The organism is Aeromicrobium sp. (assembly GCF_036676885.1).
Classification (GTDB): Bacteria; Actinomycetota; Actinomycetes; order Propionibacteriales; family Nocardioidaceae; genus Aeromicrobium.
The window spans coordinates 1-11,088 of the sequence record NZ_JAKFCB010000326.1 but is presented as its reverse complement, the minus strand read 5'-3'; the positions used below and the strand labels follow the sequence as shown (position 1 = coordinate 11,088).

The 11,088-nt window shown below is 68.9% G+C and carries 13 protein-coding genes; 9 read left to right on the top strand and 4 right to left on the bottom strand.

Going from position 1 to position 11,088, the window contains the following annotated elements; all coding sequences use genetic code 11:
• The 4 genes from V6M46_RS15150 to V6M46_RS15135 form a co-directional block, all read left to right on the top strand.
• A partial coding sequence (locus tag V6M46_RS15150; protein WP_332666597.1) for an ABC transporter substrate-binding protein occupies positions 1-1,365 on the top strand: 1,365 nt, incomplete at its 5' end.
• 113 nt (positions 1,366-1,478) lie between these two features.
• Positions 1,479-2,567 carry an ABC transporter permease gene (locus V6M46_RS15145; protein WP_332666595.1) on the top strand — a complete coding sequence of 363 codons (1,089 nt, stop codon included), beginning with the start codon at positions 1,479-1,481 and terminating at the stop codon, positions 2,565-2,567.
• Positions 2,567-5,224: a dipeptide ABC transporter ATP-binding protein gene (locus tag V6M46_RS15140; RefSeq protein WP_332666593.1), complete on the top strand. Its 2,658-nt coding sequence runs from the start codon at positions 2,567-2,569 to the stop codon at positions 5,222-5,224. Before V6M46_RS15145 ends, V6M46_RS15140 begins: the two co-directional genes overlap by 1 nt.
• Before the next feature lie 36 nt (positions 5,225-5,260).
• Positions 5,261-6,124, top strand: coding sequence for an oxygenase MpaB family protein (locus V6M46_RS15135; RefSeq protein ID WP_332666591.1), 864 nt, complete (start codon positions 5,261-5,263; stop codon positions 6,122-6,124).
• Here V6M46_RS15135 and V6M46_RS15130 read toward each other — a convergent pair.
• On the bottom strand, positions 6,121-6,609 hold the full coding sequence (locus V6M46_RS15130) for a MarR family winged helix-turn-helix transcriptional regulator (RefSeq protein WP_332666590.1): 489 nt from the start codon (positions 6,607-6,609) through the stop codon (positions 6,121-6,123). The genes V6M46_RS15135 and V6M46_RS15130 overlap by 4 nt on opposite strands.
• A gap of 106 nt (positions 6,610-6,715) precedes the next feature.
• On the opposite strand from V6M46_RS15130, the gene V6M46_RS15125 reads away from it, so the two are divergent.
• The 4 genes from V6M46_RS15125 (at position 6,716) to V6M46_RS15110 (ending at position 8,393) form a co-directional block, all read left to right on the top strand.
• Positions 6,716-7,372: an FMN-dependent NADH-azoreductase gene (locus V6M46_RS15125; RefSeq protein ID WP_332666588.1), complete on the top strand. Its 657-nt coding sequence runs from the start codon at positions 6,716-6,718 to the stop codon at positions 7,370-7,372.
• Between the two features lie 93 nt (positions 7,373-7,465).
• On the top strand, positions 7,466-7,831 hold the full coding sequence (locus V6M46_RS15120; RefSeq protein WP_332666586.1) for a YtxH domain-containing protein: 366 nt from the start codon (positions 7,466-7,468) through the stop codon (positions 7,829-7,831).
• Positions 7,828-8,232 carry a phage holin family protein gene (locus V6M46_RS15115; RefSeq protein ID WP_332666585.1) on the top strand — a complete coding sequence of 135 codons (405 nt, stop codon included), beginning with the start codon at positions 7,828-7,830 and terminating at the stop codon, positions 8,230-8,232. The genes V6M46_RS15120 and V6M46_RS15115 overlap by 4 nt, the downstream gene beginning before the upstream one ends.
• A complete protein-coding gene (locus V6M46_RS15110) occupies positions 8,229-8,393 on the top strand; it encodes a DUF3618 domain-containing protein (protein WP_332666583.1) in 165 nt (54 codons plus the stop codon). The genes V6M46_RS15115 and V6M46_RS15110 overlap by 4 nt, the downstream gene beginning before the upstream one ends.
• Positions 8,394-8,438: 45 nt before the next feature.
• On the opposite strand, the gene V6M46_RS15105 is transcribed toward V6M46_RS15110, so the two are convergent.
• The gene (locus V6M46_RS15105; protein ID WP_332666581.1) at positions 8,439-9,095 is read right to left on the bottom strand and encodes a response regulator transcription factor; all 657 of its coding nucleotides are present in this window, start codon (positions 9,093-9,095) and stop codon (positions 8,439-8,441) included.
• On the bottom strand, positions 9,095-10,210 hold the full coding sequence (locus tag V6M46_RS15100) for a sensor histidine kinase (protein WP_332666599.1): 1,116 nt from the start codon (positions 10,208-10,210) through the stop codon (positions 9,095-9,097). Before V6M46_RS15100 ends, V6M46_RS15105 begins: the two co-directional genes overlap by 1 nt.
• Before the next feature lie 117 nt (positions 10,211-10,327).
• Between V6M46_RS15100 and V6M46_RS15095 the strand changes: the two genes are divergently transcribed.
• Complete coding sequence (locus tag V6M46_RS15095) at positions 10,328-10,774, top strand: hypothetical protein (protein ID WP_332666579.1); 447 nt, start codon at positions 10,328-10,330, stop codon at positions 10,772-10,774.
• A gap of 68 nt (positions 10,775-10,842) precedes the next feature.
• Here V6M46_RS15095 and V6M46_RS15090 read toward each other — a convergent pair.
• A partial coding sequence (locus tag V6M46_RS15090) for a BBE domain-containing protein (protein ID WP_332666578.1) occupies positions 10,843-11,088 on the bottom strand: 246 nt, incomplete at its 5' end.

Sequence of the window (11,088 nt, the reverse complement as noted above, 5' to 3'; positions counted from 1 at the left end):
GACTTCGACACCCCGACGACGTACGTCTGCACGATGAAGGACGGGCTGAAGTTCGCCAACGGCAACGAGCTGACGGCGTCCGACGTCGCGTTCTCGTTCACCCGCATCGGCAAGATCGCCGACCCGAACGGCCCCTCGTCGCTGCTCGGCGCGATGAAGTCGGTCGAGGCCACGGACGACAAGACCGTGACGTTCACGCTCAACGCGCCCAACGACCAGACCTTCGCGCAGATCCTGGTGACGTCCGCCGGCCCGATCGTCGACGAGGAGACCTACCCCGCCGACAAGGTCATGGAGGACGACGCAGCGGTCAAGGCCAACGGCTTCTCCGGTCCGTACACGATCGAGAAGTACGACAAGAACCAGCTCGCCGAGTTCAAGGCCAACCCCGACTACAACGGGACCTACGGCAAGGCGCAGACCGAGAAGGTCACGATGAAGTACTACGCCAAGGCGGAGAACCTCAAGCTGGACATCAAGAACAAGGACATCGACGTCGCGTTCCGCTCGCTGACCCCGACCGACATCGCCGACCTCGAGAAGACTGACGGCATCACGGTCCACACCGGCGCCGGCGGCGAGCTCCGCTACATCACGTTCAACCTCAAGACCATGCCCGGCGACGATCCTGAGCAGAAGCTCGCGATCCGCAAGGCGATGGCCTCGTCGGTCGATCGTGCCGAGCTGTCGACGCAGGTCTACAAGGACACGTTCACCCCGGCCTACTCGATGGTCCCGGACGGCCAGGCCGGCGCGACCGAGGCGTTCAAGGAGGCGTACGGCGACAAGCCGGACAAGGCCGCGGCGCAGAAGTTCCTGGACGATGCCGGCGTCAAGACTCCGGTCAACATCAAGCTGCAGTACAACCCGGACCACTACGGCTCGAGCTCGGACCAGGAGTACAACGCGGTCAAGCGTCAGCTCGAGGCGAGCGGCCTGTTCAAGGTCGACCTGCAGTCGACGGAGTGGGTGACGTACTCCGAGGAGTACCCGGCCGACGCCTACCCGGTGTTCCAGCTGGGCTGGTTCCCGGACTTCCCGGACCCCGACAACTACCTGTCGCCGTTCCTGTCGCCGTACAGCGAGGACAAGCCCGGCAACTTCACCAACTCGCACTACAACGAGGAGGGCACGGACTTCGAGGACAAGACGATGACCAAGCTCCTCGACGCGGAGCGCACGGACGGCGAGCAGTCGTCCCGTGAGGCGACGCTGAAGGAGATCCAGGACCGCCTCGCGGACCAGGTCCCCTACCTGCCGCTGCTCACCGGCTCGCAGGTCGCGATCGCGGTAGACGACGTCAAGGGTGTCGAGAAGACCTTGGACCCGTCGTTCAAGTTCCGCTTCACCTCGCTGACGAAGTGACGCGTTGAAGAGGGGCGAGCCCATCGCGGGCTCGCCCCTCTTTGCTTCGCCCTCGGTGGTTGAGTAGCCGAGGAACGAGGCGTATCGAAACCACATCCTGACCGGAGGAACCCATGTCCACCGCCGAAGTCCTCGCGCCTTCTGAGCCTGCCGGGGAGTCAACGCCGCGTCGGCGGCGTGGCCCCCTGAGCCCGCTCGCGCGCTACCTGCTCGTACGCCTTGCGCTCCTGCTGCCCATGGTCTGGGTGCTGGTCACGCTCGTCTTCATCCTGATGCGGGTCATCGGCGACCCGATCTCCGCGGCACTCGGCGGCCGGCTCGACCCCGCCCAGATCGCCGAGCGCAAGGCCGAGGCCGGACTCGACCGGCCGATCCTCACGCAGTACTGGGAGTACCTCAGCGGGATATTCCGCGGCGACTTCGGCGTGACGCTGACCGACAAGCGCCCGGTCTCCGACATCCTCATCCAGAACGGCGCGGCGACCCTCGAGCTGGCGTTCTGGTCACTCATCGTGGCGTTCGGCATCGGCATCCCGCTCGGCCGGCTGGCCGCGCGCTACCGCGACCGCTTCCCCGACGTCCTGCTGCGCCTGTTCTCGATCCTCGTGTACGCCGCGCCGGTCTTCTTCGTCGGGCTGCTGCTCAAGCTGGCGTTCGCGCCGTTCGGCTGGCCGACCTCCGGCCGGGCCTCCATCAGCAACGAGCTGGCGCTCCAGGACGTCCACCCCAAGACCAACATCATGATCGTCGACGCGCTGCTGTGGGGCGATCCCGCGATCATCGCCGACGTGCTCAAGCACGCCGTGCTTCCCGCCGTCGCCCTCGGCCTGCTGACCGGCGGCGTCTTCCTGCGACTCGTACGCGTCAACCTGCTGCAGACCATGCGCATGGACTACGTCACGGCGGCGCGAGCCCGTGGCGTGTCGGAGCGGCGGGTCATGAACAAGCACGCGTTCCGCAACGCGCTGGTGCCGGTCGTGACCGTCATGGGCATGCAGGTCGCCCTCCTGCTCGGCGGCGCGATCCTCACCGAGACGACGTTCGAGTGGAAGGGCCTCGGCTTCAGCCTCTCGGAGTACCTCATCCGGCGTGACTTCCTCGCGGTGCAGGGCATCGTCACGGTCATCGCCCTGATCGTGGGCGCCATGAGCTTCCTGATCGATGTCATCATCGCGTTCGTCGACCCACGAGTGAGGTTCTGATGCTCTCCGTACTCCGCTCCAGCCACGGCCTCCAGCGCTTCATGCTGATCCTGGGCTTCATCCTCGTCGGCGCGTTCATCATCATCGCGATCTTCGCCCCGTGGATCGCCCCGTACGGCTTCAACGACGACCGCGCCAACGGCGTCCTCTTCGGTACGCAGCAAGGTCCGTCGTCCGCCCACTGGTTCGGCACGACGGTCGGCGGCACCGACGTCTTGTCGCGGGTCGTCTACGGCGCTCGTACGGCCGTCGAGGTCATCATCCTCGCGGTCGTCCTGTCGGCGCTGATCGGCGTGCCGCTCGGGCTCGTCTCCGGCTACCTCGGCGGCTGGCTCGACCGCATCCTCGTGCTCGTCATGGACGCGCTGTACGCGTTCCCGTCACTGCTGCTGGCGATCGTCGTGTCGATCGTGCTGTCCGGCGGCAAGAGCGGGGCGGTCAGCGGCATCCTCGCGGCCGCACTGTCGATCACCGTGGTGTTCGTACCGCAGTACTACCGGGTCATCCGCAACGCCACGCTCTCGGTCAAGGCCGAGCCGTACGTCGACGCAGCACGCGTGGTCGGCGTGCGTACGCCCCGCATCCTCAAGAAGCACATCTTCTCGAATGTCTCGCAGTCGCTGCCGGTCATCGGCACGCTCAACGCCTCCGAGGCGATCCTCACGCTCGCCGGGCTGGGCTTCCTCGGCTTCGGCATCGAGCCGTCGGCCGCGGCCGAGTGGGGCTATGACCTCAACAAGGCGCTGCCCGACGCGTCGTCCGGCATCTGGTGGACCGGCGTGTTCCCCGGCCTCGCGATCGTGCTGATCGTGCTGGGCGCGACGCTGGTCGGCGAGAGCCTCAACGACATCCTCAACCCGCTGCTGCGCACCCGTGGTGCCGACAACGCCGAGGCCGACGAGGAGGAGATCAAGCATGAGTTCGAGGAGCTGACCGGCGACATCGAGCCCTCCGTCGAGGTGCGCGATGCCGCCACCGGGCTGACGGATGGAGGCTCCCCCGGCGACAAGAAGCGGGTGGCCGCCTTGTCCCTGACGGATCTCGCGGTGACGTTCCGCACCGACGCTGCGCCCGTGCACGCCGTCAACGGCATCAGCTTCGACGTCGCGCCGGGCGAGGTCGTCGCGGTCGTCGGCGAGTCGGGCTCCGGCAAGTCCGTCAGCTCCCGCGCCGTGCTGGGGCTGCTGCCCTCGACCGCCGCGGTCACCGGATCGGCCAAGCTCGGCGATCGCGAGCTCCTCGGCATGTCCGCGCGCAACCTGCGGCCCATCCGCGGCGACCAGGTGTCGATGGTGTTCCAGGAGCCCTCGACCGCGCTCAACCCGGTCTACACCGTCGGCTGGCAGATCATCGAGGGCCTGCAGGCTCATCAGGACATCTCCAAGAAGGCTGCCCGCAAGCGCGCCGTCGAGCTGCTCGAGCTCGTCGGCATGCCCGATCCGGAGCACCGCGTCGACTACTACCCGCACCAGCTGTCGGGGGGACAGAAGCAGCGCGTCGTGATCGCCATGGCGATCGCGTGCGACCCCGATGTCATCATCGCCGACGAGCCGACGACCGCGCTCGACGTCACGGTCCAGGCCGCGATCCTCGAGCTCCTGCTGTCGCTGCGCGACCGGCTCGGCACGGCGATCGTCCTGATCACCCACAACATGGGCGTCGTCGCCGACATGGCCGACCGGGTCGTCGTGATGTACCGCGGCAACATCGTCGAGCAGGCTCCGGCCCGTCGGCTGTTCGCCGAGCCCCGCCACCCCTACACCCGCGCACTGCTCGACGCCGTGCCCCACCTGGGTCGCGAGAACGGCCCGGGTCTGGTCGACGAGAACGAGCTGGTGCTCAAGGTCGACGACCTCGTCGTCGAGTTCCCCGGTGGTTTCGGGCAGCCGTCGTTCCGCGCGGTCGACCACGTGTCGCTCGAGGTGCGCAAGGGAGAGGTGCTCGGCCTGGTCGGCGAGTCCGGCTCCGGCAAGTCGACGGTCGGACGTACGACCGTGGGTCTCCAGCAGCCGACGACCGGCACGATCCACGTCTCGGGCAACGAGATCTCAGGACTGTCGGACCGCCAGCTGCGGCCCTTGCGGTCCCGCTTCGGTTTCGTGTTCCAGGACCCGGCGTCGTCGCTCAACCCGCGGATGTCGATCGGCCAGTGCGTCGCCGAGCCGCTGCACGTGCAGACCGAGATGAAGCAGTCCGAGATCGACGCCAAGGTGCGCTCGTTGCTCGAGAGCGTCGAGCTCGGCGGCTCCTACGCCGAGCGGTTCCCGCACGAGCTGTCGGGCGGCCAGCGCCAGCGCGTCAGCCTGGCCCGTGCGCTGTCGCTCGACCCGGACCTGTTGATCGCGGACGAGCCGACCTCGGCGCTCGACGTGTCGGTGCAGGCGCGCGTGCTCGAGCTGTTCACCGAGCTCCAGCAGCGGTTGCAGTTCGCGTGCCTGTTCATCAGCCACGACCTCGCGGTCGTCGACACCCTCGCCAACCGGGTCGCGGTCATGCAGCACGGGAAGCTCGTCGAGATCGGCCCGCGGGAGCAGGTGCTCGGCAACCCACAGGAGGCCTACACCAAGCGGCTCATCGCCGCGGTTCCCGTGCCGGACCCCGACGAGCAGCGCCGCCGCCGCGAGGCACGTGGCCACCTGCTCACCGACATCTCCTGACGGGCCGCTTCGCGTCGCCGGGCGTACGGTCGAGCCATGAACCCGCTCGAAACCGTACGCCGGCGCGTGGGCGACACGATCTTCTCGCGCGTCGCCGGCGACGAGGGCCCGGCGCGGCGCGACCGGATTCATCTTTCCGAGGGACCTCGGCGCTTCGCGCCTGACTCAGCGATCTGCCGGGTGCACGCCGACGCGTCGATGTTCGTCGGCGGCATCCGCGCACTGCTGCTGCAGTCGATGCACCCGCTCGCCATGGCGGCCGTCGATGCGCACTCCGGCTTCCGGGGTGACCCGTGGGGCCGGTTGCAGCGCACCAGCACGTTTCTCGCCGAGACGACGTTCGGGACGATCGAGGATGCAGACCGTGCGGTGGCCGTCGTCCGCGCGGTCCACGAACGCGTACGCGGGACGGCCCCGGACGGGCGGGCGTACGTCGCTTCCGATCCGCACCTGATCCGCTGGGTGCATGTCGCCGAGATCGACAGCTTCCTTCGCGCCCACGACCGCTATGGCGCGCGTCCGCTCGACGCCGCCGGTCGTGACGCGTACGTCGCCGAGACCGCACACATCGCCCGAGCGCTCGGCGCGGTCGACGTGCCGGAGACCGTCGCCGAGCTCCAGCAGGTGCTGTCCGACTACCGGCCCGAGCTGGAGGGGACGCCCGCCGCCCGGCGCGCGGCACGATTCATCCTGATCCACCCGCCCGTGCCGCTCACGCTGCGCGCTCCGTACGGACTGCTGTCGGCGGCCGCGGTCGCGATGATGCCGCGGTGGACCCGCTGGCCGCTTCGGCTGCCCTATCTCCCGCTCGTCGAGGCGACCGCCGTGCGTACGAGCGGCGTGGTGATCACCGAGGGGATCCGCTGGGCGATGGGCTCAGGCCCGCCCACGCGCGGCTAGCACTCCGCAACGTCCGGAACGTCGCACGGCTCGACGACTGGTCCAGCCGCCGCGACGCGCATGAGGAGCTGGCGGAACAGCTCGGCGTCGGTGTCGGACAGGCTGCCCAGCACGGCCCGCTCGACCTCGGCGATCCGCTCTGAGGCCGCAGCGAATGCCTTGGAGCCCTTGGCAGTCAGCCCGACCTGACGCGCGCGGCGGTCGGCGGGATCGGGTCGCCGCTCCACCAGGCCGGCCTGCTCGAGGTCGTCGACGAGGTAGGTCATGACGGTCCGATCGATGCCGAGGCGCATCGCGATCGTCGCCTGGTTGCTGCACGCGCCGCCATGGGCGACCGACATGACCTGATATCCGCGCGGACCGCCCGGGAGGTCGCTGATCGCATCCCGTGCGTTGTCGAGATAGCTCCGCAAGATGCTGCCCAGCGCCTGGCCGAAGTCGATCGAGGTCGTGTCCTCGGTCTGCGCTTCGGCCATCTCGGTCATGGGCCAAGTGTAGCCATTGCTCCCGTGTGGCGATCATCATGTTGACCGATCATCGGTATGTAATATGATCTGCTGTACAGACTATCTAGTTCTAGGAGCACATGCCATGAGCACGATCTTCCGGCTCGACGCCAGCATCCGTCACGACGGCTCGGTCACCCGTGCCGTTGCCGACACCCTCGAGTCGACCATTTCCACCGAACTCGGCGATGCCACGGTCATCCGCCGGGACCTCGGCAGCAACCCGATCGAGGGATCGCTGTGGGCAAGTGCCGCCTTCGCCGGCCACACCCCGGAGGAGCACCGCACGCAGGACCAGGTCGCCGCGATGAAGGCTGCCGCGGCGCTCGCGGACGAGGTCGTCTCGGCCGACGCGCTGATCTTCGCCGTGCCGATGTACAACTTCGGCGTCTCCCAGCACTTCAAGACCTGGTTCGACATTGTCGCGACCGATCCGCGCCTCTCGTTGGGCCAGAGCCAGATCGTCGGCAGGCCTGCGTTCCTGGTGACGGCCCGCGGCGGCGGATACGGCGCCGGGACGCCGCGTGAGGGCTGGGACCATGCGACCGGCTGGATGCGCCGTGTCCTCGAGGACGTGTGGGGGGTCGACCTCGACGTCATCGAGACCGAGCTGACCCTCGCGGAGGTCACGCCCCAGATGGCCGAGCTGCGCGAGCTGGCCCGCGAGCAGCTCGCCGAGTCCCACGAGACCGCACGCCAGAGTGGTCGGTCGGTCACGATCAAGCTCCGTTCGGCGGCGTGACCCGAGGGGTGCCGGGGAGGATGGGCCTCCCCGGCACCCCTGGCGTGTGACCACCGCTCAACGGGGTAAGCCCGCCGTGAAGGAGTGGTCAATGTGAAGAAGCTGACAGTGCTCGTGATCGGCGCCGCCGGGTACGTTCTCGGGGCACGTGCCGGACGTGAGCGTTATGAGCAGATCAAGCGCCAGGCGAACAAGGCCTGGAACAACCCCACGGTCAAGAGTGCCGTCGACGATGTCCAGACCCAGGCCAAGCACGCCGGCTCGGAGGTCGGGAGCAAGTTCGGCGCGAAGGTCGCGGACGTCGCGGGTGAGGCCAAGACCAAGATCGTGCACAAGGTCAAGGGCAACGACGCCGCCCCTGCCCAGGACAACTATCGTCCCGGTGACGAGGTCATCGGGCCACCGCCCGTGCCGGGTGAATCCCCCATCGCCGATGCCCACCGGCAGGGGCTGTCATGACGGGTCCGCGGGTCCCGACCTCCGAGGCATCGACAGGTGAGCTGATCGCCCAGGCCACAGACGACATCTCGACCCTGATCCGCGACGAGCTCCAGCTCGCCAAGCAGGACATCGCCGCGAGCGGCAAGCGGCTCGGCGTCGGTGCCGGGATGTTCGGCGTTGCGGGCACCCTCGCGCTGTACGGGCTCGGTGCGCTCGTCGCGGCCGGGATCCTCGGTATCGCCGAAGCGCTCGACGCCTGGCTCGCCGCCCTCATCGTCGGTGGTGGGCTGTTCGTCCTCGCCGGACTGGCCGCCCTGATCGGCAGGACGAGGGTCAGCCACGTCGGGGACGCACCACGTGAACGCGTCGAGAGCGTCAAGGCCGATGTCGCGGCCGCGCGCCACGGGGCCAGCTCGTGAGCACGATCGAGCACGACATCGAGGAGACTCGCGACCATCTCAGCGACACCGTCGACGCACTGACCGCCAAGGCGCAGACCGGCAAGCGCCGCCTCGGGGTCGTGGCGCTGATCGGTGCGGCCGCTGTCGCCGCGCTCGTGCTGTGGCGGCGCCTGGGCTGAGTCCGGCAACACTGCGTCCGTGTCACCAGCTCGCGGACCGCCGGGTCATCCCTCGCCTGGCCGCACCAGACCCGACTCGTAGCCGAAGATCACCGCCTGGACCCGATCACGCAGGTCGAGCTTGCGCAGCACCGCCATCACGTGGGTCTTCACCGTCGCCTCGCTGACGAAGAGCCGGCCGGCGATCGCCTTGTTCGAGCACCCCTCGACCAGGAGCAACAGCACCTCGTGCTCGCGCTGGGAGAGCTCGGCCAGCCGGACCGCCGCGGCCGGATCCGGCGTACGACCGAAGCGTTCGACCACCGCCCGCGTCACCGCCGGGTCCAGCAGGGCCTCGCCGCGGGCGATCGTGTGCACGGCCGCGATGAGGTGCTCCGGCATCGCGTCCTTGAGCAGGAAGCCGCTGGCGCCGGCCCGCAGCGCGCCGAAGACGTACTCGTCCAGGTCGAAGGTGGTGAGCATCAGCACCAGCGGTGGGTGCTCGAGCCGGGTGACCTGGCGGGTGGCCTCGATACCGTCCAGGACGGGCATGCGGATGTCCATGACGACGACGTCCGGGCGCAGCCGACGGGCCGCCTCGACGGCCGCCCGACCGTCGCCGACGTCGCCGACGACCTCCAGCTCCGGGTCGACCTCGAAGATCTTCCGCAGGCCCTCGCGCACCAGTGGCTGATCGTCGGCGACGAGGACTCGCACGGCCATCAGCCGGACCCAGCGTCGGTCGGTCCACTCTCGGGCGGCCCTGCCTCGTTCGGCAGCCGGGCAAGCAGTCGCCAGCCACCCGCAGGCGCCGGCCCGGCCTCGAGCGAACCGCCGTACAGCGCGACCCGCTCGCGCATGCCGGTCAGCCCTTGACCCTGCCCCGTGGCCTGCGCCGGCCGGGCGGTCCCGTCATCAGTGACCTCGATCTCGAATCCGCTGTCCCGGTGCTGGATGCGGACCGTGGCGCGGGCGGCCTCGGCGTGCTTGAGCACATTGGTCAGCGCCTCCTGGACGATGCGGTAGGCCGAGATGTCGACGCCGGGCAGGACCGGACCGGGCGTGCCGTCCACGTGTACGTCCACGTCAAGGCCCGAGCCGGCCATGCGCTCGGCAAGTGCGCCGACCTGGGCGAGACCCGGCTGTGGGGTGAAGTCGACGGTGTCGTCCGACCGCAGCAGGCCCAGCATGCGGCGCATCTCCTGCAGCGTCTGCCGTCCGGTGATCTCGATCTGCTGGAGAACGCGCGCGGTCTCGGGGCGGTCGTCGCCGAGCGCCATCCGCTCCGCACCCGCCTGGACCGTCATCATCGCGATCGAGTGGCCGACGACATCATGCAGCTCGCGGGCGATGCGGGCGCGCTCCTCCGCCACGGCATACCCCTCGGCGAGGGCCCGCTCCTGTTGGAGCGCCGCCGCAAGCTGCTCACGCGACTGCATCAGCCGCCCTGCGCCATAGACGCCCGCCATCAGGGGTCCCAGCACGATCGCATCGTCGGGCCGGTGCAGGACCAGGGCCACGAACGCGACGGCGAACGCCCATCGGCCCGTGCGCCTGGGCACGTACGCGCCGAGCGACCAGAACGCCAGCGCGACCGGCAACAGCTCCGATTGCGGCTCCTGCTCCCAGTCGCCGGCGTACGACTGGACCAGCCATGCCCCGAGCACGATCACGGCGACCAGCCGTGGCCGGCGCTGGCCCCACAGGAACGGGACGGTCATCGCCAGGCCGACGGGCACGCTCCACTCGAGAGGCACGTCCACATTGGTCGTGAGCACCTCGAACAGGACGCTGACCACCAGCACCAGGACGAGGGCGTCCCAAGCTCGTGCGCGCATGAAGGTCACCGGTCCAACGTAGCCCTGGTGAGCTCCGCGCGAATCCATCTTCCGGTTGAGGGTGAACCCGTCGGCCGGTGGATGTGTCGCCGCAGCTGCGTACCTAGCGTCGACGGCATGAACACGTCATCGAAGCTGTACCGCCTCTCCGCCGCCGTCCTGGCCGCCGGAGGCTTCTGCTGGGTCGTCAAGTTCGTCGTGATCGCGGCGAGTGACGGCGCTGTCTCGGGTATGCCGAACACGGCCACCGCAATCCTGTACATCTCCGCCGTCGCCCTCATGGCGCTCGGGATGGCCGGTCTCGGAGTGGCACTGCTCTCCGGCCGGCACGTCACGCTGCGGATCCTGGGTGCCGTCGCAGGCCTCGTCGCCTGGGTTGTCAGCTACATGGTCATCGAGGGCATCGCCATGGCGATCGTGGGCGACACCGACCCGGCCTGGCTGGGTGAGGAGATCGGGATCGTGGCCACCGGCGCTGTGCTGATGACCGTCGGCCTCCTGCTCTCTCGCCGAGCTCCCCGAGGGCGTACCTCGACCTGGCCCGCGCAGCCTGAGCAGGTCTGAGCTGCCAAGGGCGCAGGATCACCGTCGCGGCGCCACCGGGAGCACGCCGGTGGCGCCCACCGGACGCGTCAGTCCGGGCTGATGTTCTGGTTGAGCCTGAAGAGGTTCGTCGGGTCGTACGTACGCTTGAGCGCCTTGAGCCGGTCGTACTTCTCGGCGCCGTACGCCCGTCGGACCCGCTCCTCGCCCTCCTCCATGAGGAAGTTGACATAGACGCTCGTGTGATGGGGCTCGAGCGCCGACCAGTAGCTGCGCGCCCATTCGCGCTCGGCATCGAAGCCCTCGGGGGTCATGCTGTTGCCATTGATGTTGAA